Origin of the sequence: Variovorax sp. SG517, assembly GCF_013376045.1 — a bacterium.
Lineage (GTDB): Bacteria > Pseudomonadota > Gammaproteobacteria > Burkholderiales > Burkholderiaceae_C > Variovorax.
This window is the reverse complement of sequence record NZ_JABMJG010000004.1, coordinates 608,737-635,259: the sequence shown is the minus strand read 5'-3', so window position 1 is coordinate 635,259 and position 26,523 is coordinate 608,737. Positions and strand designations below refer to the sequence as shown.

25 protein-coding genes and 1 tRNA gene are annotated in these 26,523 nt (G+C 68.3%); 14 read left to right on the top strand and 12 right to left on the bottom strand.

The window, feature by feature from the left end:
• The first annotated feature begins 38 nt into the window (after positions 1-38).
• Positions 39-980, top strand: coding sequence for a LysR substrate-binding domain-containing protein (locus tag FHT32_RS15675; protein ID WP_176665511.1), 942 nt, complete (start codon positions 39-41; stop codon positions 978-980).
• Here FHT32_RS15675 and FHT32_RS15670 read toward each other — a convergent pair.
• Positions 904-1,722, bottom strand: a complete 819-nt coding sequence (locus tag FHT32_RS15670; RefSeq protein WP_176665510.1) for a zeta toxin family protein — start codon at positions 1,720-1,722, stop codon at positions 904-906. The two genes, FHT32_RS15675 and FHT32_RS15670, sit on opposite strands and share 77 nt — an antisense overlap.
• Positions 1,719-2,066, bottom strand: a complete 348-nt coding sequence (locus FHT32_RS15665) for a hypothetical protein (protein WP_218088223.1) — start codon at positions 2,064-2,066, stop codon at positions 1,719-1,721. The genes FHT32_RS15670 and FHT32_RS15665 overlap by 4 nt, the downstream gene beginning before the upstream one ends.
• Before the next feature lie 129 nt (positions 2,067-2,195).
• On the opposite strand from FHT32_RS15665, the gene FHT32_RS15660 reads away from it, so the two are divergent.
• On the top strand, positions 2,196-2,912 hold the full coding sequence (locus FHT32_RS15660) for a 2OG-Fe(II) oxygenase (protein ID WP_176665509.1): 717 nt from the start codon (positions 2,196-2,198) through the stop codon (positions 2,910-2,912).
• A gap of 228 nt (positions 2,913-3,140) precedes the next feature.
• Complete coding sequence (locus FHT32_RS35305) at positions 3,141-5,096, top strand: adenylate/guanylate cyclase domain-containing protein (RefSeq protein WP_176665508.1); 1,956 nt, start codon at positions 3,141-3,143, stop codon at positions 5,094-5,096.
• Positions 5,097-5,102: 6 nt separating this feature from the next.
• Here FHT32_RS35305 and FHT32_RS15650 read toward each other — a convergent pair whose 3' ends face one another.
• Both FHT32_RS15650 and FHT32_RS15645 read right to left on the bottom strand, forming a co-directional pair.
• Positions 5,103-5,549, bottom strand: a complete 447-nt coding sequence (locus FHT32_RS15650; protein ID WP_256099008.1) for a YbaY family lipoprotein — start codon at positions 5,547-5,549, stop codon at positions 5,103-5,105.
• A gap of 8 nt (positions 5,550-5,557) precedes the next feature.
• Positions 5,558-7,561: an acetoacetate--CoA ligase gene (locus tag FHT32_RS15645; RefSeq protein ID WP_176665507.1), complete on the bottom strand. Its 2,004-nt coding sequence runs from the start codon at positions 7,559-7,561 to the stop codon at positions 5,558-5,560.
• Positions 7,562-7,662: 101 nt separating this feature from the next.
• Here FHT32_RS15645 and FHT32_RS15640 point away from each other — a divergent pair, with 101 nt between their 5' ends.
• The 8 genes from FHT32_RS15640 to FHT32_RS15605 all read left to right on the top strand — a co-directional run bounded on the left by FHT32_RS15640 (position 7,663) and on the right by FHT32_RS15605 (position 15,323).
• Positions 7,663-8,415, top strand: coding sequence for a TetR/AcrR family transcriptional regulator (locus tag FHT32_RS15640; RefSeq protein WP_176665506.1), 753 nt, complete (start codon positions 7,663-7,665; stop codon positions 8,413-8,415).
• On the top strand, positions 8,412-9,356 hold the full coding sequence (locus FHT32_RS15635) for an ABC transporter substrate-binding protein (RefSeq protein ID WP_176665505.1): 945 nt from the start codon (positions 8,412-8,414) through the stop codon (positions 9,354-9,356). The genes FHT32_RS15640 and FHT32_RS15635 overlap by 4 nt, the downstream gene beginning before the upstream one ends.
• Complete coding sequence (locus FHT32_RS15630; protein ID WP_371132183.1) at positions 9,353-10,210, top strand: ABC transporter ATP-binding protein; 858 nt, start codon at positions 9,353-9,355, stop codon at positions 10,208-10,210. The genes FHT32_RS15635 and FHT32_RS15630 overlap by 4 nt, the downstream gene beginning before the upstream one ends.
• On the top strand, positions 10,203-10,973 hold the full coding sequence (locus FHT32_RS15625) for an ABC transporter permease (protein ID WP_176665504.1): 771 nt from the start codon (positions 10,203-10,205) through the stop codon (positions 10,971-10,973). Before FHT32_RS15630 ends, FHT32_RS15625 begins: the two co-directional genes overlap by 8 nt.
• A complete protein-coding gene (locus FHT32_RS15620; protein WP_176665503.1) occupies positions 10,970-11,755 on the top strand; it encodes an ABC transporter permease in 786 nt (261 codons plus the stop codon). The genes FHT32_RS15625 and FHT32_RS15620 overlap by 4 nt, the downstream gene beginning before the upstream one ends.
• 42 nt (positions 11,756-11,797) lie before the next feature.
• Positions 11,798-12,604, top strand: a complete 807-nt coding sequence (locus FHT32_RS15615) for a cyclase family protein (RefSeq protein WP_176665502.1) — start codon at positions 11,798-11,800, stop codon at positions 12,602-12,604.
• A gap of 10 nt (positions 12,605-12,614) precedes the next feature.
• On the top strand, positions 12,615-13,940 hold the full coding sequence (gene fahA, locus FHT32_RS15610) for a fumarylacetoacetase (protein WP_176665501.1): 1,326 nt from the start codon (positions 12,615-12,617) through the stop codon (positions 13,938-13,940).
• Between the two features lie 183 nt (positions 13,941-14,123).
• The gene (locus FHT32_RS15605) at positions 14,124-15,323 is read left to right on the top strand and encodes an RNA ligase (ATP) (RefSeq protein ID WP_218088222.1); all 1,200 of its coding nucleotides are present in this window, start codon (positions 14,124-14,126) and stop codon (positions 15,321-15,323) included.
• 51 nt (positions 15,324-15,374) lie between these two features.
• On the opposite strand, the gene FHT32_RS15600 is transcribed toward FHT32_RS15605, so the two are convergent.
• The 3 genes from FHT32_RS15600 to FHT32_RS15590 all read right to left on the bottom strand — a co-directional run bounded on the left by FHT32_RS15600 (position 15,375) and on the right by FHT32_RS15590 (position 16,879).
• A tRNA-Gly gene (locus FHT32_RS15600) sits at positions 15,375-15,450 on the bottom strand.
• A 72-nt stretch (positions 15,451-15,522) separates the two neighbouring features.
• Positions 15,523-16,428, bottom strand: a complete 906-nt coding sequence (locus FHT32_RS15595) for an NAD(P)/FAD-dependent oxidoreductase (protein ID WP_176665500.1) — start codon at positions 16,426-16,428, stop codon at positions 15,523-15,525.
• A complete protein-coding gene (locus FHT32_RS15590) occupies positions 16,418-16,879 on the bottom strand; it encodes an Rrf2 family transcriptional regulator (RefSeq protein WP_176665499.1) in 462 nt (153 codons plus the stop codon). Before FHT32_RS15590 ends, FHT32_RS15595 begins: the two co-directional genes overlap by 11 nt.
• A gap of 528 nt (positions 16,880-17,407) precedes the next feature.
• Between FHT32_RS15590 and FHT32_RS35300 the strand changes: the two genes are divergently transcribed.
• Positions 17,408-17,863, top strand: a complete 456-nt coding sequence (locus FHT32_RS35300) for an adhesin (RefSeq protein ID WP_176665498.1) — start codon at positions 17,408-17,410, stop codon at positions 17,861-17,863.
• Positions 17,864-17,918: 55 nt separating this feature from the next.
• Here FHT32_RS35300 and FHT32_RS15580 read toward each other — a convergent pair whose 3' ends face one another.
• The 5 genes from FHT32_RS15580 to FHT32_RS15560 all read right to left on the bottom strand — a co-directional run bounded on the left by FHT32_RS15580 (position 17,919) and on the right by FHT32_RS15560 (position 24,309).
• A complete protein-coding gene (locus FHT32_RS15580) occupies positions 17,919-18,380 on the bottom strand; it encodes a MaoC family dehydratase (RefSeq protein ID WP_176665497.1) in 462 nt (153 codons plus the stop codon).
• 10 nt (positions 18,381-18,390) lie between these two features.
• On the bottom strand, positions 18,391-19,677 hold the full coding sequence (gene boxA, locus FHT32_RS15575; RefSeq protein ID WP_176665496.1) for a benzoyl-CoA 2,3-epoxidase subunit BoxA: 1,287 nt from the start codon (positions 19,675-19,677) through the stop codon (positions 18,391-18,393).
• A gap of 130 nt (positions 19,678-19,807) precedes the next feature.
• A complete protein-coding gene (boxB, locus tag FHT32_RS15570; RefSeq protein ID WP_176665495.1) occupies positions 19,808-21,235 on the bottom strand; it encodes a benzoyl-CoA 2,3-epoxidase subunit BoxB in 1,428 nt (475 codons plus the stop codon).
• A 38-nt stretch (positions 21,236-21,273) separates the two neighbouring features.
• Positions 21,274-22,950, bottom strand: coding sequence for a 2,3-epoxybenzoyl-CoA dihydrolase (boxC, locus tag FHT32_RS15565; protein WP_176665494.1), 1,677 nt, complete (start codon positions 22,948-22,950; stop codon positions 21,274-21,276).
• A 411-nt stretch (positions 22,951-23,361) separates the two neighbouring features.
• Positions 23,362-24,309: a helix-turn-helix transcriptional regulator gene (locus FHT32_RS15560; RefSeq protein ID WP_176665493.1), complete on the bottom strand. Its 948-nt coding sequence runs from the start codon at positions 24,307-24,309 to the stop codon at positions 23,362-23,364.
• A gap of 163 nt (positions 24,310-24,472) precedes the next feature.
• Between FHT32_RS15560 and FHT32_RS15555 the strand changes: the two genes are divergently transcribed.
• Together FHT32_RS15555 and FHT32_RS15550 are read left to right on the top strand one after the other, a co-directional pair.
• On the top strand, positions 24,473-24,967 hold the full coding sequence (locus tag FHT32_RS15555) for a DUF4863 family protein (RefSeq protein WP_176665492.1): 495 nt from the start codon (positions 24,473-24,475) through the stop codon (positions 24,965-24,967).
• Positions 24,964-26,514 (top strand): 3,4-dehydroadipyl-CoA semialdehyde dehydrogenase, encoded by a 1,551-nt coding sequence (locus FHT32_RS15550; protein WP_176665491.1) that lies wholly within the window; start codon positions 24,964-24,966, stop codon positions 26,512-26,514. Before FHT32_RS15555 ends, FHT32_RS15550 begins: the two co-directional genes overlap by 4 nt.
• The last annotated feature ends 9 nt before the right edge of the window (positions 26,515-26,523 follow it).

Sequence of the window (26,523 nt, the reverse complement as noted above, 5' to 3'; positions counted from 1 at the left end):
GACGAGCCGTCGGATCCATACATACAGCCGAGGCATACATGCGCCGCAAGATCCCGCCCCTGCAGACCCTGGTGTGCTTCGACGCCGCCGCGCGCCACGAGAGCTACACGCGCGCCGCGCAGGAGCTCGCCCTCACGCAGAGCGCGGTGTCGCGCCAGATCGGCACGCTCGAAGGCTTCCTGGGCGTGGCGCTGTTCCGTCGCACGCGGCACGGCGTGGCGCTCACGGCCAGCGGCGCGGCCTATGCGCGGCAGATCAGCAAACGGCTCGAAGCGATGGAGCGCGACACGCTCGACGCCATGGCGCACCAGGGCGAAGGCGGTTCGCTCTCGCTGGCGGCCGTGCCCACCTTCGCCACCCGCTGGCTGATGCCGCGCCTGAAGGGCTTCGCGGCGCTGCAGCCCGACGTGGTGGTGCACATCGAGACGCGCACCCGCCCCTTTCTCTTCGCCGACGCCGAGTTCGACGCCGCCTTGTACGCCGGCACGCCCGCGCAGGTCGAGAACTGGGCCGGCACGCGCGCACTGCTGCTGATGCACGAGGACGTGGTGCCCGTGTGCAGCCCCGCCCTTCTTCCGCGCGGCAAGGCCGTGACGCCCGCCGCCATCGCGAAGATGCCGCTGCTGCAGCAGAGCACGCGCCCCGACGGCTGGCGCCAGTGGTTCGACGCGCAGCAGATCGACGCGCCCAATGCGCGCGGCGGCCCGCGCTACGAGCTGTTCTCCATCCTGGCCGCGGCCGCCTCGCACGGCCTGGGGGTGGCGCTGATGCCGACGATGCTGGTGGCCGACGAACTCGCGCGCGGCGAACTGGTGGTGGCCTGCGCGCGGCCGCTCTCGGGCGAGCGCAACTACTACCTCGTGACGCCCGAGCGGGCCGACCAGCGGCCGCTGTTGAAGTTCTTCAGCGACTGGCTGCTGGAGCAGGCGCGACAGCCGGGGGCGACGCCTTCTTCGGCGGCGAAGCGCGCTGCGGCCTGAACGGCCCCGCGACCTTCTCCAGCCACGGGTCGCACACGGCGCGCAGCTCCGGGTCGACGTCGAACTGCGGATCGCGCGCGTCGAACAGCACCGACTTCTTCGCCTGCGCTCGCACCAGCGAGAAGGCGTCCTTCTGCGATCGGCTGTTGTCGAACATCAGCGTCATGTTGGCGATCTGCGCAGCGTGGCCGACCGCCGCCTGCGTGCGGGGAAAACGCTCGATGAGCTTCCTGCGGTCCACGTCGTGGCCGCCCTGCTGCTTGCGCGTGCTCACGCGGAAGACCGACATGTCCACCGACACCAGCCCCACGAAGAGCAGCACGACGAAGTAGCCCGCCTCCTGCATCGCGCGGATGTCGTCGGCCTTCGACTCGTGGCCGCCGCCGGGCAGCGGCTTCCAGTGCGAGAACACGGTCTCGAATGCGAAAGGCATGCGCTGGTCCATCACCAGGCTCTTGAAGGCACGCACGCCCTTTTGCGAAAGGATCTGCCAGCGCTCGTCGTCGTCGCGCAGGCGCTGGGCCCACGGCGGGATGTGTCCGGTGGAGGGGTCGGCGTCGGGCAGGATGGACATCATCATCCGGTCGGCGTTGACCAGCGGCAGGCGCAGCGAGGGCGCCAGGCGCGAATACCAGAGCGTCGACTTGCCGGAGCCGTTGTGGCCGGCCAGCACGAAGGCCACCGGGCGCGGGCCCTGGGTCTGCTCCAGCAGCTTCTCGAGCTTCGGCGGCCGGCTGCTCACGCCTTGCTCGCGCGGAACCTGCCGTCGACCATGCGGCCGATCACCTTGGTGCCGTCGGCCGCCTCGCGCACGATCTTGCTCGGGTCGGGCGGATAGGCCGAGTAGGCGTACACCTTGGCCGCGTTGGGCCCGCGAAAGACCACCGACCTGTCGATGCCCGGCTTGCCCAGCGCGCGGGCAGCTTTCTTCATGAGAACGGTGGTGTTGTCCTCGGGCCGCACCTGCGGACGCGGCGCCTTGCCGACCTTGACCAGCGCCATGCCGCGTCCCAGCACGGCCACCGGGCGGCCCTGCACCAACTGCCCGGGGGCGCTGTCGCGCGCAGCGGTTTTTTGTCTTGCCATGGGCGGATGATCGCTCAAAACCCCCGCCTGCCTGCGCTTCGCCTGCAAAGCCCGCGATGCCCGACCGGTGCGGAAAGCAGCGTCCGGAAACGGCGAGCCATGACGCGCGGAACAGGCAACACTGCAGGCATGACAGCAACCCCAGCCTCTTTGGTCGAAGCGCTCGACTGGCCCCGCATCGAAGCCGACATCGCCGCGCGCGGCTGCGCCGCCACCGGCACCGCGCTCTTCACCCCGACCGAATGCGCGGCACTCGTGGCCATGTACGACCGGCCCCGCCATTTCCGCAGCCGCGTGGTGATGCAGCGCCATGGCTTCGGCCAGGGCGAGTACCAGTACTTCGCCTATCCGCTGCCGCCGAAGCTGGCGGCCTGGCGCAGCGCGCTTTACGAGCACCTCGCGCCGCTGGCCAACGCCTGGGCGGCGGCGATGGGCCAGCCTGCCGACTATCCGGCGCAGCACGACGCGTACCTCGCGCGCTGCCATGCGGCGGGCCAGGAGCGCCCCACTCCGCTGCTGCTGCGCTACGGCGAGGACGACTACAACTGCCTGCACCAGGACCTGTACGGCGACCTGCAGTTCCCGCTGCAGCTCACGGTGCTGCTGAGCGAGCCGGGCCGCGACTTCACCGGCGGCGAGTTCGTGCTGACAGAGCAGCGCCCGCGCATGCAGTCGCGCGCGGAGGTGGTGTCGCTCGCGCAGGGCGAGGCGGTGATCTTCGCGGTCAACCAGAGGCCCGTGGCCGGCACGCGCGGCAGCTACCGCGTGACGATGCGCCACGGCGTGAGCCGCGTGCGATCGGGGCGCAGGCATACGCTGGGCATCATCTTCCACGACGCAGGCTGACGCGCCGCCCTCCTGCAGTTTCCCCGGCAGTTCTCCGGCACCGGTCTATACAGGGCCGTGGCATCGTGGGACTGGGCAGTACCGCACGGCAGGCCGAAGTGGAGCGAAAATCACGGCCGCTTCCGCGCAGCCACGGACTCCGGCACCACGATCGGGGCCGTGGCCCTGGCGGAAGCCGGCCCGCGGCCTCGGTGCAGCGGGCGCGCCGAGTGGTCGCCAGGGAGCTGTATGAACAAGAACTCGTCCGGGAATCCGGAAGCGGCGGGAAAGCCGTCGATCGAATCCGCCAGGGGCGCGTCGCCGTCCGCGGCCGCGCTCGTCACACCCGCGGGGCGCTCGCGGCGCTTCAGGGTCGACGTGGGCACCATCGTGAGCGCGGTGGCGCTGGCGCAGTCGCTGCTGCTGGTGTCGCTGGGCTACTGGGGCTCGCAGAGGCTGGTCTCGCGCATCGGCGTGTCGGCGCACAAGTCCAACCACGACCGCACCGAGGACAAGGTGCTGGCCTTCCTGCACAAGGCGGAGTCGGTCGTCAATGCGGTAGGCACCGCACCCAGCCTGCAGCCGGCGGGCGAGCAGTCGGAACGAACGGCGGAGCTGCTCTGGACGCTGCTGCAGCAGTCGCCCGAGCTCGACAGCATCTACGTGAGCAACGAGAAGGGCCGGATGCTGATGGCCCTGCGCTACCCCGTGCCGGCCATGCGCCACATCGAGCTCGGCGACGGCTTCACCACCGAGACCTGGCAATACAAGCTGCCGCTGGACGCCGAGGCCGACGCCCAGCAGCGCTACGCCACGCAGCACATCGCATCCCTGCGCACTGACTACAACCCGACGCAGCGCGGCTGGTTCCTCCAAGCCCGAAAGGCGGGCGGGCCGGTCTGGACGCAGCCCTACGTGTTCGCCGCCGCGCAGGAGCTCGGCGTGACCTACGCGCTGCCGAGCCAGCGCCGCTATCCGGACAACAGCCCGCAGGCGCTGGTGGTCGCAGGCGATGTGTCGCTCGGGCGGCTCTCGGAGTTCGTGCGCCAGTTCAGCAGCGACGGCTACGGCGACAGCGCGCTGCTGAGCGCCGACTTCCACGTGCTTGCGCGCAGCGACCTGCCCGGCGTGCTGCACAAGCTGGAGCCGCCCAGCGGCGTGCTCGGCGCACTGCATGCGCACATGGTGAAGGCCGGTACCGCGGGAGGCGGCAGCGACACCGCGTTCTCATTCAGCTACGAAGGCCGCCGCTACCTCGTGCAGACATCGCGCATTCCGAGCACCGGCTGGCAGCTGGTGAGCTGGGTGCCCGAGGACATGCTGCTCGGCGACCTGCATCGCGCGGTGCTGTGGGGCCTGGGGCTGGCGGTGACCTTCCTCGCGGTCGCGCTGTTCATGTCGCTGAAGCTGTCGAAGCTGGTGACGGCGCCGGTGGAGAACCTCTCGCACATCGCGCGGCGCATCGGCCTGCTGGAGCTCGACAACCTGCCGCGCGAGCCGAGCCGCGTGCTCGAGATCCAGCATCTCGACCAGGCACTCGACGACTCGGCGCGCAGCCTCAAGGCCTTCAGCAAGTTCGTGCCGGTGGACATCATCAACCAGCTGATCGACGAAGGCCACGCACTCGGCCCTTCGGGCTCGCCGCGGCGCGTGACGGTGATGTTCACCGACGTGGAGGGCTTCACCTCGATCTCGGAATCGCTGGACCCCGACGTGCTGGTGGGCATGCTCACCGAATACTTCAATCTCGCGACCGGCGTGTTCGCGCGGCACGGCGGCGTGGTCGACAAGTTCATCGGCGACGGCATCATGGTGCTGTGGGGCGCGCCCTCGGACCTGAAGGACGCGGAGTACAAGGCCTGCCTGGCCGCGCTGGAGCTGCACGTGGAGATGGATGAACTCAACCGCAAGTGGGTCGAGCAGGGTCTGCCCGAGTTCCGCACCCGCGTGGGCATCCACACGGGCACGGTGATCGCGGGGGTGCTGGGCTCGAACGACCGGCTGTCCTACACCGCCTTCGGCGATGCGATCAACGTGGCAAGCCGCATCGAAGGCATCAACAAGCAGCTGGGCACCCTGGCGCTGATGTCCGAGACCACCTTCGCGGGCCTCGGCGGCCGGCTGCATACGCGGCGCATCGAGGAGCAGGTGGAACTGCGCGGCCGGCAGACGCGCATGGTGCTCTACGAGCTGGTGATGTCGTGACCGGGCCTAGCGCGGCGCCTGGGTGACGCGCACCAGCACGAGGTCCGCGCTGGTGGCGCCGCCTTCCGTGAGCACCGGGTACTGCGTGTCGTTGATGAAGAGGAGCTGCTCGCCGCGCGTGATGCGCGCCGACACCGCATAGCGCATGCGCGGATCGATGCGCGCGGCATCCACCTTCAGCTCGTAGGCGAAGGGCACCTGCCTGCCGTTGGCCTTGATGCGCTGTTCGGCGAGGACCTTCGAAGGCGCGTCCATGAGCGACACGTCGAGCAGCTGCACCACGATGTCGGCCGCGGGGTCGAGCGCGATGCGTTCGCGGTAGGTGACCGTGCCGGTCACGCGCAGCTGCGCCGCACTGCCGCCCGCCGACGGCGATGAAGGCATGGCGCACGCACTCAGCAGCGAGGCACCCGCGATGGCGGAGAACATGAGGAGGCTGGTTCGTCTTTTCATGCGACCCATTATGCGGAGGCGGTCTGCGCACGCTGCGCGGCAAAAGCCACGTACCAGTCGAGACTGCCGGGGTTGGCCATGGCCTCGCGGTTGACCACCTTCTCTATCGGCTGGCCCAGCAGCAGCTTCTTGATCGGCAGCTCCTGCTTCTTGCCCGAGAGCGTGCGCGGTATCTCGGCTACCTGGAAGATGTCGTTGGGCACGAAGCGCGGCGACAGCGATGTCTTGATGGCGTTGTCGATCTTCGCGCGCATGGCGCCGTCGAGCGCCACGCCGGGGCGCAGCACCACGAACAGCGGCATGTAGCTGTCGCGGCCCAGGTATTCGAGGTCGACCACCATGGAGTCGAGCACCTCGGGCAGGCCCTCGACCGCGCTGTAGATCTCGCTGGTGCCCATGCGCAGGCCCTGGCGGTTGATCGTGGCGTCGCTGCGGCCGTAAATGATGCAGCCGCCGTCCTCGCCGATCCTGATCCAGTCGCCGTGGCGCCAGACGCCGGGGTAGGTGTCGAAGTAGCTCGAGAGGTAGCGCGCGTTGCCCTCGTCGCCCCAGAAGTACAGCGGCATCGACGGAATGGCCTTGGTGCACACCAGCTCGCCCACTTCGCCGATGACGGGCTGGCCCTGTTCGTTCCAGGCCTCGACCGCGTGGCCGAGCTCGCGGCACTGCATCTGCCCGGGCACTTCGGGCAGGTCGCGGTTGCCGCCGACGAAGGCGCCGCAGAAGTCGGTGCCGCCGGAGATGTTGCACCACCACACCTCCTTCGAGCCCGCGTCGAGGATCTGCTTCGAGCCCCAGCGCTGCACCTCCTCGGGCAGCGGCGAGCCGGTGCTGCCCAGCGCGCGCACGCGCGAGAGGTCGCCGCACTCCTTCGCGACGAGGCCGGCCTTCATGCAGTTGGTGAAGTAGGCCGCGCCCGCGCCGAAGAAGGTGACCTTGTGGCGCGCCACGAAGCGCCACAACACGCCCCAGTCGGGCTTCTCCTTGCTGCCCGCCGGATTGCCGTCGTAGATGCAGATGGTGGCGCCGAAGGCCATGCCCGAGAGCTGCGAGTTCCACATGACCCAGCCGGTGGAGCTGTACCAGTGGTAGCGCTCGCCGAAGTTGTTGGCACCGTAGCTCGCGCCCACGTCGTTGTGCAGCCCGCAGGCGTGCATCGTGAGGATGATGCCGCCCTGCCCGTGCACGATGGGCTTGGGCAGGCCGGTGGTGCCGCTCGAATAGACGATCCAGATCGGGTGGTCGAAGGGCAGCCATTCGGGCTCGAAGGCGGCGACATTGGCGTCGTCTCGCGCGATGGCCTGCGTCCACTCGACGTCGTGAAGCACGGTGCTGGCAGCGTACGGCGACTTCACGAGCAGCAGCTTCCGCACGCTGGGCAGTTGGCCGCGCAGTTCCTGCAGCACCGCGCTGCGGTCCAGCGGCTTACCGCCGTAGTGCACACCGTCGACGGCAATCAGCACCTTCGGCTCGATCTGGCGGAAGCGGTCGGCCACGGCGGCCGTGCCCATGTCGGGCGCGCACACGCTCCAGATCGCGCCGATGCTGGAGCACGCGAGAAAGGCCACCATGGTCTCGGGCACGTTGGGCATGTAGGCCGCGACGCGGTCGCCGCGCTTCACGCCCAACGACTTCAGCGTGAGCGCGACCGACGCGACCTGCCGGCGCATCTCGGGCCACGACATCTCGCGCACCTGGCCCAGTTCGTTGTCGCTCACGATCGCGGGCATGCCTGCCGCATGGGCCGCATCGACGTGGCGCAGCACCTCGCGTGCGTAGTTGACCTGCGCGCCGGGGAACCAGCGTGCGCCGGGCATGCGCGATTCGGCGAGCACCGCGGTGTGCGGCGTGGGCGATTCGATGCGGGCGTAGTCCCAGATGCTCTGCCAGAAGGCGTCGAGCTCGGTGACGGACCAGCGCCACAGGGCGTCGTAGCTGTCGAATGCGAGGCCGCGCGTCTCGCGCAGCCAGTCCTGGTAGAGGCGGATCTGGGGGATGTTGGGAGCGTGCATTGCACGAGCGTAGCGCCGCGAACGACCGTGCTCAATGAGGGTTGACCTCAGGGTTTGTACGCGTGTTCAATGTTTTTGTACAAGCGTTCAATACGCCCCCGATGAGCACCCGCACACCCACCGCAAAGCGCCAGGTCTCGCGCGCACCGGCACAGGCAGCCGCCGCAGTCGCCATCGAGACTGCGCGGCCCGACCGCAAGCAGGCGATCCTGCTGGCGGCCGAGAAGCTTTTTTCGCAGCACGGCTACCACGCGGTGACGATCCGCCAGATCGCCGAGGAGGCCGGCGTTCCGCTGGCGCTGGTGGGCTACTACTACGGCCAGAAGCACGAGCTCTTCCACGCGATCTTCGAGCACTGGGGCCATTCCATCGAGGCGCGGCTGGCGGGCCTGGCCGCCGTGAACATCGACCCCGATGACGCGCGCACGCTGCCGCGCATCATTGACGCCTTCACCGCGCCCGTGCTGGCGCTGCGCGCGAGCGCCGAGGGCGAGTACTACGCGCTGCTGGTGGCGCGCGAGCTCTACCACGCCACCGAGGAAGCCGACCGCGTGCTGCGCGCCTACTTCGATCCGCTGGCCGAGGCCTACATCGACGCGCTGCACCTTGCGATGCCGCACGCCACGCGCAGCCAGGCCGCCTGGGGCTACCAGTTCGCGCTGGGCTCGCTGCTGCACCACCTGAACGACAGCCGCATCGAACGGCTCTCGCGCGGCGAGAACACGCGCGCCGACCCGGCCGTGGCACCGATGCTGGTGAACTTCATCGTCGGCGGCCTGCGCGCCGCGCTGCCGCGCCCGAAGGCCGCCAAGCCATCGCAGAAGAAAACCACCCCCAGGAGACAGAAGACATGATGAAACGACGCACCCTGCTGTCGGCGCTCGCCGCGGCGTCGGCTGCCGCGGCGCTGCCTTCGCGCGCACAGTCCACCACGAAGATCGTGTTCGGCTATACGGCCGTGACCGACTTCGCATCGGTGTTCGTGGCCGCCGAGGAGGGCTACTTCAAGAAGCGCGGCCTCGACGTGGAGCTGAAGTTCATTCCGCTGAACTCGACCATCCCGGCGGCACTGCAGTCCGATTCGCTGCAGATCGGCGGCCCCACGCCCTCGGTGTTCCTGCAGGCGGTGGACGGCGGGCTCGACCTGGTGCTGGTGGCCGGCGGCGGCCTCACCTCGAAGACCATCACCGGCTTCGGCCTGGTGGCGCGCGCGGGCTCGGGCATCAAGAGCGCGCAGGACTGCGTGGGCAAGAAGATCGGCGTGCCGGGCCTGGGCGCCTTCCTGCACGTGACCTTCCGCGCATGGCTGAAGGACAGCGGCGTGGACTACCGCAAGGTCAACTTCGTCGAGGCCGCATTCCCGCAGCACGCCGACCTGCTGCGCGGCGGCTCGGTCGACGCGGTGGTGTCGGCCGACCCGTTCATGAGCCGCATCACCGAGAGCGGCGCGGGCTACGTGGCCTCGTACTACTCGACCTTCCTGCCGGAGAACAACCAGACCATCGTGCACGCGGCCAAGCGCGAGTGGGTGGCGAAGAACCCGGCGGCGGCGCGCGCCTTCCGCGAGTCGCTGGTCGAAGCGGCTGCGTTCATGCAGCAGCCGAAGAACGATGCCAAGGTGCGCGCATCCATCGGCAAATACATCAAGCTGCCGCCCGAAGTGCTCGCCAAGGTGCAGGTCTCGCCGCCCGGCCCCGTGGTAACCGACAAGCAGCTTTCCTACTGGACCGGGCTGATGAAGGAGCAGGAGATGCTCAAGACGAACATCGACGTGGCAAAGCTGGTGGCGAAGTGATCGCAGCACCCGCCCCGCTCACCGCGCGCGCTGCATTGCAGCCGGGCGCCTTCCACGCACCGGCCGGCACCGCGGCGCATGCCACGCCTTTCCTGCGCTTCGACGGCGTGACCATCCGCCTCGGCGGGCGCGAGATTCTTTCGCCCACCTCGTTCGACGTGGCGCGCGGCGAGTTCGTCTGCATCGTCGGCCCCAGCGGCTGCGGCAAGACCACGCTGCTGCGCGCGGCCAGCGGGCTGGTCACGGCCAGCGCGGGCGAGGTGCGGCGCAATGGCGTGAAGATGACCGAGCCTTCGCGCGAAGTGGCCTTCGTGTTCCAGGACTACGGCCGCGCGCTGCTGCCCTGGCGCACGGTGGAAGGCAACGTGAGCCTCGCGCTCGAAGCGGCCGGCGTGCCCTCCGTGGAGCGTGCACCGCGCATCGCCGACGTGCTCGGCAAGGTCGGCCTCGCGAAGCACGCGCACAAGTTTCCGGTGCAGCTGTCGGGCGGCATGCAGCAGCGCGCGCAGATCGCCCGCTGCCTCGCGCAGAAGCCCGAGCTGATGATGATGGACGAGCCCTTCGGCGCGCTCGACGCGCTCACGCGCCAGAGCCTGCAGGACGAGCTCGCGCGGCTGGTGCGCGAGGATGGGCTCACCGTCCTCTTCGTCACGCACGACCTGGAGGAAGCCATCTACCTCGGCGACCGCGTGATCGCGCTGCAGGCCAACCCGGGGCCGGGCAGGCCCAGCCTCGCGCGGATGATCGACGTGAAGATCCCGCGCCCGCGCGACCAGCTCTCGACCAAGGAGCATCCGGAATACCTGCACTTGCGCCGCGAACTCTTCGCCTTCATCGAGCAGGGCCATGACTGACGGCCGCCTCTTGCGCTGGCTGCGGCCGTGGGTGTTCCCCGCGCTGCTGGTCGGCGCCTTCGAGTGGTATGCGCGGCGCGCGGCGGCCCTTGGCAGCGATGCGCTCGCGCCGCCCAGCGCCGCAGCGAAGGCTTTCGTGGGCGCCGCCATGGACGGCTCGCTCTGGACGGCCACCGGCTTCACGCTGGGCACCGCCGCGCTCGGGCTGCTGCTGGGCGCGGTGCTCGGCATCGCACTGGGCGTGGCGCTCGGCCTCTCGCGCCGTGCGGCGCAGCTCGGCTCGGTTTCCATCGAAGTGCTTCGGCCCGTGCCTTCGGTCGCGCTGATTCCGCTGGCGATGCTGGCCTTCGGCTTCGGCGTGCGCATGGAACTGGCCATCGTCGCCTTCGCCACCTTCTGGCCGCTGCTGGTGATGGTGCAGGCGGCGGTGCAGCAGGTGGAGCCGCGCCTGCTCGAAGTCAGCCGCGTGCTAGGGCTCTCGGCGCGAGAGCGGGCCTTCAAGATCGTGCTGCCGGCCATCGTGCCGCGCCTCTTCGTCGCATTGCGCCTCGGCGTGGCGGTGGCACTGGTGGTGGCAGTGACGGTGGAGATCGCGGCCAACCCGAACGGCATGGGCTACGCGATGATGATTGCGCAGCAGAGCTTCGACCCGGCGCTGATGCTCGCCTGGCTGGGCTGGATCGGCGTCGTGGGCTTCGCGGTCAACGCGGGCATGCTGATGCTGCAGCGCGCCGTGTCGCGGCGCATGGGGGTGCCGTCATGAACGACAGCCGCATCGGCCTCTACAGGGTCGGATCGCTGGGCGTGCTGCTCTCGCTCGTCGCGCTGTGGTGGATCGCGAGCAACGCGGGCTGGGTGAGCCGCGTGTTCCTGCCGACGCCGCAGGCTACCTTCGCGAGCCTGCTCGAAGGACTGAATCTTTCGGGAAGCGGCAATGGCCGCGGCGAGCTGCTCGGCTTCACGCGCGCCACCGTGGGCCGGATGATCGAAGGCTGGCTGCTGGCCTCGCTCTTCGGCGTGCTGCTGGGCGCGGCCATCGGCGTGTCGCCATCGGTGCGCGCATGGGTGCAGCCCACGCTCGAGTTCATCCGCCCCCTGCCCGCCTCGGCGCTGCTGCCGCTGGCCATCTCCATCTTCGGGCTGAACCCGGGCATGGTGCTTTTCGTGGTCGCCTTCGGGGCGATGTGGCCGGTGCTGCTGGCCACGGTGCACGGCTTCGCGGCCGTGGAGCCGCGCCTGTCGGAAGTGGCGCGCTGCCTGCAGATGTCGCGCGCGGCGTACATCTGGAAGATGGGCCTGCCCAACGCGATGCCCGACATCCTCGCCGGCATGCGGCTCGCGCTGACCATCGCGCTGATCGTCGCGGTAGTGGGCGAGATGATCGCCTCGCAAAGCGGCCTGGGGCAGGCCATCCTGCTGGCGGCGCGCGCCTTCCGGGCGAGCGACCTGTTCGCGGGCATCGTGCTGCTGGGGCTGATCGGCTTCGTGAGCAATGCGCTGTTGGCCTTTGCTGAACAACGGCTGCTGCGTTGGCAGCGTCCCTGAATCCTCCGTCTTCTCCAAAACGTACACCCACAAGGAGTTCCCATGCCACGCAAATTCGTCGACCTCTCGATCTTTCTCGAAAACGACGTGCTCTCCGACCCGCCGGCCTTCGCGCCGAAGATCCAGTACTTCACGCACGAGCAAACGTACGAGCAGATCGAGCCCTTCTTTCCCGGCCTCAAGAAGGAAGACTTGCCCGACGGCGAAGGCTGGGCGGTGGAGCTGGTGCAACTGTCGACGCACAATGGCACGCACCTCGATGCGCCCTATCACTTCCACTCGACCATGGACAAGGCGCTGGGCGAGAAGAAGCCCGCCATCGCGATTCACGACGTGCCGCTCGAATGGTGCTTCCAGCCCGGCGTGAAGCTCGACTTCCGCCACTTCGCCGACGGCTACGTGGTGACCGCCGCGGACGTCGAGGCCGAGCTCAAGCGCATCGGCCACACGCTGAGCCCGCTGGAGATCGTGGTGGTCAACACGCGCGCCGGCTCGCGCTACGGCAACCCCGACTACGTATCGGCCGGCGCGGGCATGGGCTACGAGGCGACGATGTACCTGCTGGAGCGCGGCGTGCGCCTCACGGGCACCGACGCATGGAGCTGGGACGCGCCCTTCGTGCACACCGCGAAGAAGTACGGCGAGACGCACGACGCCTCGCTGATCTGGGAAGGCCACAAGGCCGGCCGCGACATCGGCTACTGCCACATAGAGAAGCTGCACAACCTGGAAGTGCTGCCGCCCACGGGCTTCTACATCAGCTGCTTCCCGCACAAGATCCGCGGCGCCTCGGCCGGCTGGACGCGCGCGGTCGCGATCTTCGACGACGCGCTGATGGCTTCGGCATGAGGTCGCGCCGATGAGCATCGAACTCAACCACACGCACGACGTTCACGCGCGCAGCTGGGTCGAATCGGCCAATGCGCCGGACAGCGATTTCCCGATCCAGAACCTGCCGCATGCGGTGTTCCGCCGCGCCGGGAGCGCCGAGGCATTCCGCGGCGGTGTCGCGATCGGCGACCAAGTGCTGGACCTGGCCGCGCTGGTCACGAAGCAGCAGCTCGACGGCCTCGCGCTCGACGCCGCGAACGCAGCCGCGCTGCCGGCGCTCAACGACTTCTTCGCACTCGGCAACGGCGCTTGGAAAGCGCTGCGCCACGCGCTTTTCGAGTTGCTGAAGAACGACTCGCCCATCGCCGCGGTGCAGGCCGTGCGCGGATGCCTCGTGCCGCAGGCCGACGTCGAATACACAGTGCCCGCGCGCATCGGCGACTACACCGACTTCTACACCTCGATCGACCACGCGCTGAACATCAGCCGCTTGATGAACCCCGATGGCGACGTGACGCCCAACTTCCGCTGGATCCCGATCGCGTACCACGGGCGCGTGTCGACCATCGGCGTGAGCGGCCAGCGCTTCCACCGGCCGATGGGACAGGCGATGGCCCCGGGCGCTAGGGCGCCTACGTACCAGGCCTGTGCGCGGCTCGACTACGAGCTGGAGCTCGGCGTGTGGATCGGCAAGGGCAACGCGCAGGGCGATGCGATTCCGCTCGAACGCGCGGAAGAACACATCTTCGGCATTTGCCTGCTCAACGACTGGTCGGCGCGCGACATCCAGTTCTGGGAAATGGCGCCGCTCGGGCCTTTCCTCGCGAAAAACTTCGCGACTACGATCTCGCCGTGGATCGTGACGATGGAAGCGCTCGCGCCCTACCGGCAGGCATGGACGCGCCCGTCGAACGAGCCCCAGCCGCTGCCTTACCTGGAGCATGCAGCGAACCGCGAGAGCGGCGCGATCGACATCCGGCTGGAGGTCTGGCTCGAAAGCGAGAAAGCCCGCAAGGAAAAGACCGGAGCGTCGCGGCTTTCATCGACCAGCTTCCGGCACCAGTACTGGACCGTCGCGCAGATGGTGGCGCACCACACCGTGGGCGGCTGCAGCCTGAACCCGGGCGACCTGTTCGGCAGCGGCACGATCTCCGGCCCCGGCGAGGGCGAAGCCGGCGCGATCATCGAGCTGACGCGCGCGGGGCAAAGCCCGGTGAAGCTGGCCAACGGCGAGCAGCGCGGCTTCATGGAAGACGGCGACGCGGTGCTGCTGCGCGGCTGGTGCGAGAAGCCGGGGCATGCGCGCATCGGGTTTGGAGAGAGCCGGGGGACGGTGTTGGCGGCCAGGGGTTGACGCACGCATAAACACTCTTTACAGTCCGGCTCCCTTCGCGGCCTCGCTGCAAGTTCTCCGATAAAGCGAGAAACAATCCGCATCCATCCGAAAGCCATTCCGTGACCACCACAAAAGTCATCGCCAAGAACGTCGGCAACGCGCGCCCAACATCGGGTCACGCGTTTGCGTACGCCATGGGCCATGCAATCGGCCAGGAGCAGACGGGCAATCAGGCCTCACCGGGTGGAGTCGGCGCGTAGCGCGCAGCTCTTCAGAACTCTTTTCGAAGAGGCCCGGACACCGAATGGTTCCGGGCCTCTTTTCTTTTTCGTCACCATCAATCACAGGGAGAAAACAACCATGCGCAAGCTAGTCACCATCCGCACCGTCGACATAGTCCGCCCCATTCCCGGGGCCGACGCCATCGAATGCGCAGTCGTCGAAGGCTGGACCGTCGTGATCAAGAAGGGCGAGTTCGCCGTCGGCGACCGCTGCGTCTTCTTCGAGATCGACTCGTTCCTGCCACTCGACGATCCGCGCTTCGCCTTCCTCGAGAAGGCCGCGATCACCTGGAACGAACAACGCGGCGTGCGGCTACGCACGATGAAGCTGCGTGGACAGATCTCGCAAGGGCTGATCCTGCCGCTGTCGCAGTTCCCGGAAATCGACGCGCTCGCGCTGGCCGATCCGGCGCTGCGCCAGCGCGACTGGGCGCAACTGCTCGGCATCGACAAGTGGGAGCCGGTGATCCCGGCCTGCCTGTCGGGCGAGGTGGAGGGTGCATTCCCTTCCTTCATCGCCAAGACCGACCAAGAGCGCATCCAGAACCTTCCGGAAGTGCTTGCAGCGAATGACGGGCTTGCGTTCGAAGTCACGGTCAAGCTCGACGGATCGAGCATGACCGCGTTCCACAACGCAGGTGCCGTCGGCATCTGCGGACGCAACTGGCAGCTGCGTGAAACCCCGGGCAATAGCCTTTGGCGGGTGGCGCGGGAAGATCGCCTGCTGGAAGCGCTCGCGGCGCTGGGCCGCAACGTGGCGCTCCAGGGAGAAATCATCGGCGAAGGCATCCAGGGCAACCCGGAAAAGCTGCGCGGCCAGCAGTTCCACGTCTTCGATGTGTTCGACATCGATCGCGGCGGCTACTGCGGAATGGAAGAGCGCCGCGCCGTCGTCGACTCGCTGCGCGCGCTGGGAGCCACCGTGCGCACCGTGCCTTTGCTCGAAGTGACCGCGCTCGACCGCTTCGGCGGATCGATCGCCGAGGTGCTGGCGTATGCCGAAGGGCCGTCGCTGAATCCGGAGACCTCGCGCGAAGGTCTGGTGTTCAAGCGGCTGGACGGCGGGCTGTCGTTCAAGGCGATCTCGAACAGCTACTTGCTGAAGCACTCGGACCGCTGAGTCGAAGCACCAAAGAAAAAGGCCACCTGGTGAGGTGGCCTTTTTGCAATTTGGAGCGGGAAAAGAGTCTCGAACTCTCGACCTCAACCTTGGCAAGGTTGCGCTCTACCAACTGAGCTATTCCCGCGTGAGCCTCAGATTATAGGGTGATTTGGAGCCGATTTTCCCGATTCCGCGAAAAAAGTTCTTTTTCTGCCTTTCAGGCCTCGAACACCATCGAGCGGTGCATCGAAACACCAGCCATCAGCCCGTCCGCCGACGCCAGGGTGGCATTGGAGAACATCATCGCGAGATCGCCCGCGCCGTAGACGCCGGGCACGGTCGTCATCTTCATCGCATCGACGCGCAGCACCTTGCCCAGCGGGCCGTCGTCGAAGGCGCAGCCCAGCCGCTCGGCCAGGGGGCTTGCGGGGCGCGTGCGCGGCGTCACGTAGAGCGCGTCGATCGGCACCAGCCTGCCGTCGTCGATGCGCACGCCGGCGAGGTCGGGCGCATCGCCTTCCAGGCCGGCGATGCGGCCGGGCTCGATGGCGACGCCGCGCGCCTGCAGCCTCGCGCGCGCCTCGGTATCGGGCCCTTCGCCACCGTTGAGGAAGAGCGTGGTCGGGCCCCACTCGGCGATCAGCAGTGCATGGTCCTGCGGCTGCACGCCGTGGTGATAGAGCACGCCCAGCCGGCGCCCGCCGAATTCGTAGCCGTGGCAATAGGGACAGTGCAGCACGCTCGCACCCCAGCGTTCGCCGAGACCGGGAAGCTCGGGCAGGCCGTCCTGCACGCCATAGGAGAGCAGCAGCTTGCCGGCCGAGCGGCGCTCGCCGCTGCTGAGCGACACGACGAATCCACCAGCCTCATCGGCGCGCGCATCCACCACTGCGGCCTCGACGAACTCGACGCTCGGGTACGCGAGCAGCTTCTCGCGGGCGTCTGCAATCATCTTCAGGGGCGGCACGCCGTCCTGCCCGAAGAAGCCGTGCGATGCGGCGACGAAGCGGTTGCGCGGCGCGCCGGTGTCGACGACGCAGACCTTGCGTCGCGCCCGGGCAAGCTGCATGGCAGCGGAAAGGCCGGCAAAGCTGCCGCCCACGATCAGAGCGTCATGTCGCATGTTCGATGTCCTTCGATGTGAAGCCGCCGCCCGTCATGCGGCGATGAAAGTCCCTGGAAAGATCGGCCAGCGTGATGCTGTTGAAGCGCCTGAGAAGCAGCGCCTCGGCCTCGTCGCACACACCGTCGAGCGCCGCGTTCACCGCCTGTTCGACGATGCAGCCCGGACTCTCGGTGCGGTTGCCCATGGCCAGCAGCGCAGGCGCGCCCACCGCGTTGTGGATGTCGCCCAGCGTCACCGCCGACAGGGTGCAAGACAGCACCCAGCCGCCGCCATGCCCCTTGGCCGAGCTCACGAATCCCGCCTGCCGCAAGCCGGCCATGAGCCGGCGCACGACCACCGGGTTGGTCTGCATCGCCGCCGCGAGCGACTCGGAGGTGACGGGCGCCTTCATCTCGGCCATGTGCAGCAGCACATGGAGGACGGCGGAAAGCTTGCTGTCTCGTTTCATGCAACATTATGAGTTGCGTGTGTTTGACATGGCACGACGGAGGGTCTTGCGGGCTTGCCGATGTCCGCTTCGTCGTCGCGACGCACTGAGCCGACGACTACAAGAGCGGCAGGAACACGGAGGCTCGACAGCTGGAACAAGCGCTCCGGCAAGGTGTCGCGCCATCGACGCCTCCAATCAGCACGCCCGTGCTGCGGCTAGACAACGGGGACGCATCGCCAGAGGTGTGCCCCGGGGCGCTGGCAGCTCCGCTTCTGCCCAGGACCGCGGGGGCCAGCGAATGTTTCCGAATGTGATAAACGGGATCCAACAGACGTCTTCCGCGCGCAATATCGCCTTCGCGCCCTCAATGTCGATCCCGCGCCCTAACGCACGACCCCCCGTTTCCGCCGACGGCCGGTTCCCACGCGTGCAGGCGAACCTGGCGCACATGGCGACAGATCGCGGCTCGGCCATGGTTGCACCCGGATCGATCGAACCCGATCGGTCCAGGAAACCGTGACCACGCTACGAAAGGAACAGTCACCCATGAAGCAACAGCATCAACACAACCGCATCGTCCTCGGCACCCTGCTCGCAGGTCTGCTGGCCATCGGCGGCGTTGCCCAGGCGCAAGGCGTCGGGGTCGGCGTCGGGGTCAATGCCGACGTGAATGCCTCGGGCTCCACCACGGGCACACGCGGCGGCGCAGGTGCCGCGACCGGCGCCAACGCAGGGGCCGGCGCGAACACGAACGCCGGTAGCGCGGCAACCGGCGCAACAGGCACGGTCGGCAATGCGGTCGGCGGCGTGCTGGGCGGCGCGACAGGCGCCGTCGGCGGAGCAACCAACGCCGTGGGCGGCGTGACCAATACCGTCGGAGGCACCCTGGATGGCGCGACCGGTGCGGTCGGCTCGGCCGGCAGCGCGGTGAAGGCGCCTGCCGTGGGCGCGAAGGCGCACGGCAAGGCCCAGGGCTCGGGCGCAGTCGACATCAAGAAGTAACCGCGACTTCAGCCCGATGAGAAAGGCCCGCGGCGCCGGAGCGCCGCGGGCCTTTTCACGTTCTTTCTGTCGTCTGGTCGGCCGGTTTGAGCTTGAACAGGCTCGTGACCTCGGCATCGAGCACGATCAACTCGCGCTGGTTGAACAGCCGCCAGCGCCAGCGCAGGATGCCGAGCGTCGGGCGCTTCTCGGAGCGGCGCACCTCGATCACGTCGGCCACCAGCCGCAATGCATCACCGGGGCGCACCGGGTTGGGCCAGCGCACATGCTCCAGCCCCGGCGACGCGAAGGACTCCGAACCTGCGAGCGCAGCCTCCACCACCAGCTTCATTGCGATGGAGCAGGTGTGCCAGCCGCTCGCGATGAGCCCGCCGAAGGGGCTGTCGGCCGCCGCTTCCGCGTCGACGTGGAACCACTGCGGGTCGTAGGCCCGCGCGAACTGCAGAAGCTCGGCCTCGGTGAGCACGTAGGGCCCGGCCTCGATGACCTGGCCCGCATGGAAGTCGGCGAACTTCATTCGCCGCGGCTCAATAGGTCTCGAGGTGCAGGCGGCCTTCGCGCTTCAGCGCGGCGCCCACCATGTCCCAGTCGAGCCCCGCATCTTTGGCCACGTCGCGCAGCGCGAGCACCACGCCCTCTTCCATGCTCTTGAGGCCGCACACGTAGAAGTGGCTGGCGCCGTCCTTCAGCAGCGCGGCCAGGTCGGCGGCGCGCTCGCGCATCAGGTCCTGCACGTAGCGCTTGGGTTGCCCCGGCGTGCGCGAGAACGCGAGGTTGATGTCGATGAAGTCCTTGGGCAGCGACTGCAGCGGGCCGAAGTACGGCAGCTCCTGCTGCGTGCGGGCGCCGAAGAACAGCAGCAGCTTGCCGCCCTCGAACTTGCCGCTCTTGCGCAGCCGGCGGCGCCATTCGGTCATGGCGCGCATCGGGGCGCTGCCGGTGCCGGTGCAGATCATCACGATGTGCGACTTGGGATGGTTCGGCATCAGGAACGAGGAGCCGAAGGGCCCCACCACCTGCACCGTGTCGCCCACCTTCAGGTCGCACACGTAGTTGGAGCACACGCCGCGCACGGGCGTGCCGTCGTGGTCCTCGGTCACGCGCTTCACGGTGAGCGAGACGTTGTTGTAGCCGGGCCGCTCGCCATTGCGCGGGCTGGCCACCGAATACTGGCGCGCATGGTGGCGCTTGCCCATGGCGTCGGTGCCGGGCGGCACGATGCCGATCGACTGGCCCTCGAGCACCGGGAACGGCACCACGCCGAAGTCGAGCACGATGTGGTGCGTCTCGCTGTCGAAGCCGGCCTCGGTGCAGTTGAAGTTGCCCACCACGGTGGCGGTGGTCGGCGTCTTCGGCGGGAAGAGGTTGGTGTAGGCGTGCGCGGCCGACCAGGGCGGCACGGTGGCGCCGTACTGCGCGGAATTGAAGGCCGGCTCGAGCGTTTCGACCGCGGCCTGGGTCTGGGCTTGCGCCTGCGTCTGGGCAGGAGGGGCGGCTTCCGCATTTGCTGCGACACCGGCCGCTTCCAGCTCCTCGGGCGAGAGCTCCGCGGGCAGCGACTCCCAGGTGAACTGCTCCTCGATGGAATACGCGCGCACCAGCGGCATGGTGCGCCAGTTGTCGATCGAGCCCGTGGGGCACGGCGAGATGCAGGCCATGCAGCCGTTGCAGATGTCGGCACGCACGACGTAGTTGTTGTCGTCGTGCGTGATCGCGTTGACGGGGCAGGTGGCCTCGCAGGTGTTGCAGCGGATGCATATCTCGGGGTCGATCAGGTGCTGCTTGATGACTCCGGCTTCGACGGCCATGTCCATGTCTTTTTCTCCTTTCCCTCGCCCCTTGGGGAGAGGGTCAGGGTGAGGGGGCAGCAGCTTGTCGTGGGGACGCTGCCACCCTCACCCCCGCCCTCTCCCTAAGGGGAGAGGGAGTCATACCCCATGCAAATCAACCGAAGCGGACGTACTCGAAATCCACCGGCTGCCGATTGATGCCCATCACCGGCGGCGAGATCCAGCCGGCGAACTTGCCCGGCTCCACCACGCGGCCCATCAACGATGCCACGAAAGCGAAGTCTTCGGCACTGGGCAACCACGCGTCGCGCTTGGCGGCCCATTCCATGTCGTTCACCACGCGGCCTTCGGGCGACATCTTGATGCCGGCGAGCGCGCCGATCTGGCGGTTGAAGGCCTTGTGCGGCACCACCAGGCGGGTCGGGATGCCGGCCTTTTCCAGCACCTTGTTCCAGCGGCCCACGCCGGCCACCGAGTCCTTGATGAAGTCGTCGCGCAGCACTTCGTTGAGCGCGTTGAGCATCGGCACGTCCTTCTCGACGAGCTGGCCGTCCTTCACCTCGAGCACCTTGTAGGTCTGGCCCTTGAGCACGTGGTCGTCGGTGCGCTTGCCTTCTTCGTAGCGGCCCTTCAGGCCCGAGCTGTAGAAGATGGCGGCGTTGCTCGACTGGTCGGCGCCGAACAGGTCGATGGTCACGCTGTAGTGGAAGTTCAGGTAGCGCTGGATGGTGCCCAGGTCGATGGCGCCGGCAGCGCGCACCTTCTGCGGGTCGTCGGTCTTGAGTTCGTTCATGACTTGCGCGGTGCGTGCAATGACGCGCGACACGCCGCTCTCGCCCACGAACATGTGGTGCGCTTCCTCGGTCAGCATGAACTTCGTGGTGCGCGCCAGCGGATCGAAGGCGCTCTCGGCCAGCGCCGACAGCTGGAACTTGCCGTCGCGGTCGGTGAAGTACGTGAACATGAAGAACGCGAGCCAGTCGGGCGTGCGCTCGTTGAAGGCGCCCAGGATGCGCGGATTGTTCTCGTCGCCCGAGGTGCGCTGCAGCAGCGCCTCGGCCTCTTCGCGGCCGTCGCGCCCGAAGTGCTTGTGCAGCAGGTAGACCATGGCCCACAGGTGGCGGCCCTCTTCCACGTTGATCTGGAACAGGTTGCGCAGGTCGTACATGCTGGGCGCGGTCAGGCCCAGGTGGCGCTGCTGCTCCACCGACGCGGGCTCGGTGTCGCCCTGCGTGACGATGATGCGGCGCAGGTTGGCGCGGTGCTCGCCGGGCACGTCCTGCCAGGCCTTCTCGCCCTTGTGATCGCCGAAGTGGATCTCGCGGTTGGCGTCGCCCGGGTTCAGGAAGATGCCCCAGCGGTAGTCGCGCATCTTCACGTGGCCGAACTGCGCCCAGCCCTGCGGGTCGACGCTCACGGCCGTGCGCAGGTAGACCTCGTGGTTGGTCGAGCCCTCGGGGCCCACGTCGTCCCACCAGTTGATGAAGTTCGGCTGCCAGCCTTCGAGCGCGCGCTGCAGCGTGCGGTCTTCGCCGAGGTTGACGTTGTTAGGGATCTTCTCGCTGTAGTTGATCGTGCTCATCGTTCTTCCTTGGGTTCTTGCGGGACTGGGCTGTGCTGTCAGACGCGGTTCAAGTCGAAGCCGGCTTTTTGGCCGGTGCCGTAGACCTTCAGCGCGCCCTTTTCGCCGACGGCGTTGGGGCGGTTGAAGATCCAGTTCTGCCAGGCGGTGAGCCGGCCGAAGATGCGGGTCGCCATGTTCTCCTTGCTGGCGAAGCGCAGGTTGGCTTCGAGGCCGGTGAGCGCGTCGGGCGACATCGCGGCGCGTTCCTCGATGGCGATGCGGATCTCGTCGTCCCAGTCGATGTCGTCGGGCGCGGCGGTCACCAGGCCCAGCTTCAGGGCCTCGTCGGCATCGAGCGGCTTGCCTGCGGCGGCGCGCGCGGCTTCCAGCGGCGCGGCCTCTTCATAGAAGCGGCGCTGCAGGCGGCTCTGGTCGTTCACCATCGGGAAGAAGCCGAAGTTGAATTCGTCGAGCGTGAGCTTCGGTGCGCGCGCTGCATCGTCGGGCAGCGCGAGCATGTAGGCGCGGTCGGCCGCGAAGGCCAGTTCGGCCAGCATGCCGGCGAAGCACGAGCCGGCTTCGATCAGCGCGAACAGGCTGCGCGAAGACACGTCCAGGCGCGCCAGCGTACGGCGCAGCGCGCCGATGGTTTCGCGCACCAGCCAGTGGTCCTTGTTGGCGAGCATCACTGCGTCCGACGCGAGCACGGCGGCGGCATCGCCCTCGGTCTTGAGCAGCCAGGTACCGATGTCGAGTTCGTTCGTGCGCAGGTTCAGGATGGCGTCGTCGAGTTCGCGGCACATCGCCAGCGGCCACCATGCGGCGCCTGCCGCCTCGATGGCGGCGATGTCCGACGGCTGCGCGCCGGTGGGCGCCTTCACGGTGATGGTGGCGGTGCGCTTGCTGCGGTCGATCTGCACATCGACGTTCGCGTACGAGATGCCGTCGGCGCTGTCGGTGCGCTCGACGCGGGTCAGCGCCACGCCCTTGCCGTTGGCCGGGCGGTCGCTGCCGGCGGCGAGCTGCGAGGCGCGCTCCTGCACGGCGGCGGCGAACTGCGCGGGCTTGGCGACCGCATCGACCAGGCGCCAGTCGACCGCGCGCTGGCCGCGCACGCCTTCGACGCTGGTGCAGAAGATGTCGGCGAGGTCGTGGCGCACGTGGCGCTTGTCGGTCACGCGGGTCAGGCCGCCGGTGCCGGGCAGCACGCCCAGAAGCGGTACTTCGGGCAGCGAGACGGCGGAGGAGCGGTCGTCCACCAGCAGGATTTCGTCGCAGGCCAGCGCCAGTTCATAGCCGCCGCCCGCGCAGGCGCCGTTGACGGCCGCAAGGAACTTCAGGCCCGAGTGCTTCGAGGAGTCTTCGATGCCGTTGCGCGTCTCGTTGGTGAACTTGCAGAAGTTCACCTTCCAGGCATGGCTGGAGACGCCCAGCATGAAGATGTTGGCGCCGGAGCAGAAGATGCGGTCCTTGCCGCTGGTGACGATCACGCTGCGCACCTCGGGGTGCTCGAAGCGGATGCGGTTGAGCGCGTCGTTGAGTTCCACGTCCACGCCCAGGTCGTAGCTGTTGAGCTTGAGCTTGTAGCCCGGGCGGATGCCGCCGTCTTCCGCGATGTCGAGCACGAGGCGTGCGATGGCACCGTCGAAGCTCAACGACCAGTGACGGTACTGGCCGGGTTCGGTGCGGTAGTCGACGCGCTGGGGCGCCTGGAGCGTGGTGGTGTCGGTCATGCGGAAGTCTCCTGTGGGGCAGTGTTCGGAAACCGTGAACAGGAAAGATAATGCACTTTACTGCTCCGATGACATGCATCATGCTGCATGCAAAGAGGCAAGTCAATGCCTGCTGCACTTTTTTTCAGATTTCAGGGTCAAGGTTCGGGGTATGTGCACAGGCCACCGGGTACTCCCCTCCGCGAATGTCCTCCGCCCTTCGGGCTCCCCCTTTATTTCGCTGCGGGGAGCACCCGGCGCCCTGTGCACGCGGCACGCTGCTGGTTCGCAGCCGATCAACAAGTGCTTTGAACGATCACGACGGCGGGGTGCCTTGCGCAGCGAAATAAGGGGGAGGCCGCAGGCCGGAGGACATTCGCGGAGCAAGGTACCCCGTCGGCGTGAGCGCGCCCCGAACAAGAGCCCGAAAACTCAGGCGCCCAGCCCCATCGATTGGCGAGCCACCGCCCGCAGCGCCTGGAAGCTCTGCGACAAAGTCCTGCCGCTGGTGTCCACCGACAGGTCGGCCTTCGAATAGAAGGCGGCGCGGCCGTTCAGGATGCGGCGCAGGTCTTCCATCGCCTCCTTGCTGGCGGCCATCGGGCGGGTGTCGCCCTGGGCGGCCACGCGGCCCATGTGCTCCTCGGGCGCGGCCTGCAGCCACACAGTCGTGCAGTGCGCGAGCAGCTCGTTGAAGGTGGCCGGGTCGGAGACGATGCCGCCGGGCGTGGCGATCACCACCTCGCTGTAGATCTGCACCGCCTCTTCCAGCGCGCGGCGCTCGTAGCGGCGGTAGGCGTTGGTGCCGTACAGGTCGTGGATCTCGCGCACGCTGCAGCCTGCGAGCTTCTCGATCTCGCGGCTGAGTTCGATGAACGGAATCTCCAGGTCTTCCGCCAGCATCTGGCCCAGCGTCGACTTGCCCGCGCCGCGCAGGCCCACGAGCGCGATGCGGCGGTGCCGCGCCGGATCGACCGAGGCGGTGCCCAGCAGCTCGCCGATCGCCACGCGCACGCGGCGCAAGTCGGCCTCGCTGCGGTTCTCGAGCAGTTCGCGGATCAGCAGCCACTCGGGCGAGCTGGTCGTGACGTCGCCCACCAGTTCGGCCAGCGAGCAGTGCAGCGCGCCGGCCACCTGCTGCAGCACCAGGATCGACGCGTTGCCGATGCCGTATTCGAGATTGGCGAGGTGGCGCTCCGACACGTCGGCCGCGATGGCCACCGCCTTGCGCGTGAGGCCGCGCTGCGCGCGCAGGTTGCGCACGCGGTCGCCCAACGCCGACAGCAGCGGATTCTTCGCCTCCCCGGCGACAGCCTGGCCCGGCGCGCCATTGCCGCCTTCAGCCGCTGCGGCCAGCGCCGCGTCTACATGCTCGTTCATGCAATTCCTCGTTCTTCGCCGGGATTGTGCTCGCTCAGGGTAAACACCATAGATGCACTATATTGCTTGACACTCATTGTCTCGATGCTTATTGTTCGGCCACACGCAAGATACTGCACGCGCAGTGATCCTGCAAGGTAGTTCCAAAGTTCGAGGCCCCACAATGTCCGACAGCAGCAGCACTCCCGCCACCGGCAAGGAAGCATTCCACCAGCTGATCGCCGGCCTGACCGCCCAGATCGCCGGCAAGCCGCTCGACGGCGAGCTCGACCAGTGGCTCAACACCCACCACGGCGCAGGCAGCGCCAGCTTCGAGCAGCTGCGCCAGGCCTGCATCGGCGGCGTCGCCGAAGGCTGGCTCTGCGAGCGCGAGGGCGGCGGCATCAGGTACGGCCGCGTCTTCAAGGCCGAAGACGCACTGCACCGCTTCTCGGTCGACGTGGTCGACATGCAGGACATCGCCGGTCCGCACCACACCCATCCCAACGGCGAGATCGACCTGATCATGCCGCTCGACGACACCGCCGCCACCTTCGACGGCCGGCCCGCGGGCTGGTGCGTCTACGGCCCCGGCACAGCGCATCGCCCGACCGTGGCCAGTGGCCGCGCGCTCGTTCTTTATCTACTGCCTGAAGGGCAGATCAAGTTCACCCAATGACCGCGCTTCTTCCCAACTACGTCTCCGGCCGCTGGCAAAACGGTTCCGGCGCCGGCACGCCGCTGTTCGACCCGGTCCTGGGCACCGAGCTCGCGCGCGTCGATGCCACGGGCCTGGACCTGCCCGCCGCCTTCGCCTTCGCACGCGAACAGGGCGGCAACGCGCTGCGCGCCCTCACCTACCGCCAGCGCGCGGGGCTGCTTGCGGCCGTTGTGAAGGTGCTGCAGGCCAACCGCGACGCGTACTACGAGATCGCCACCGCCAACTCGGGCACGGTGAAGAACGACTCGGCCGTGGACATCGACGGCGCCATCTTCACGCTCGGCCAGTACGCGAAATGGGGCGATGCGCTCGGCGACGTTCGCGCGCTGCGCGATGGCGATGCGGTCAAGCTCGGCAAGGAGCCGGTGTTCCAGTCGCAGCACCTGCAGGTGCCGACGCAGGGCGTGGCGCTCTTCATCAACGCCTTCAACTTCCCCTCGTGGGGCCTGTGGGAGAAGGCCGCGCCCGCGCTGCTGTCGGGCGTGCCGGTGATCGTGAAGCCGGCCACGGCCACCGCGTGGCTCACCCAGCGCATGGTCAAGGACGTGGTCGATGCAGGCGTGCTGCCGGCCGGCGCGCTTTCCATCGTCTGCGGCAGCTCGGCCGGCCTGATGGATGCACTGCAGCCCTTCGACGTGGCCTCGTTCACCGGCTCGGCCGAGACAGCCGCGGTGATCCGCTCGCACCCGGCCGTGGCGCAGCGCTCGGTGCGCGTGAACATCGAGGCCGACAGCCTCAACAGCGCCCTGCTGCTGCCCGGCGCCGCGCCCGGCAGCGACGCCTTCAACCTGCTCGTGCGCGAAGTGGTGCGCGAGATGACGGTGAAGTCGGGCCAGAAGTGCACCGCCATCCGACGCATCTTGGTGCCGGCGGAGCTGTACGACGCTGCCGCCGAGGCCATCGGCGCCAAGCTCGCGGGCGTCACGGTCGGCAATCCGCGCAACGAGAGCGTGCGCATGGGTTCGCTGGTGAGCCGCGCGCAGCTGGACTCGGTGCGTGAAGGACTCGCTGCGCTGTCCGCGCAGACCACCGTGCTGCACGAAGGCCGCAACAAGCCCCTCGTCGATGCCGACCCGGCCGTCGCCGCCTGCATCGGCCCCGTGCTGCTGGGCGCGCGCGACGCCGACGCCGCGCAGCTTGTGCACGACGTGGAAGTGTTCGGCCCCGTCGCCACGCTGCTGCCCTACCGAGACCTCGCGCACGGCATCGCGCTGGCGCATCGCGGCCAGGGCTCGCTCGTCACATCCATATATGGAAGCGACGACGCGGCGCTGGCGCAGGCCGCGCTCGCCGTCGCGCCGAGCCACGGCCGCGTGCACGTGGTCACGCCCGAAGTGGCGCAGGCCCACACCGGGCACGGCAACGTGATGCCGATGTCGCTGCACGGCGGCCCCGGCCGCGCAGGCGGCGGCGCCGAGCTGGGCGGGCTGCGCGCGCTCGATTTCTATCACCGCCGCACGGCGGTACAGGCAAGCCCCGGCGTCCTCGCCGCACTCGGCCTCTAGAAGAAGAAA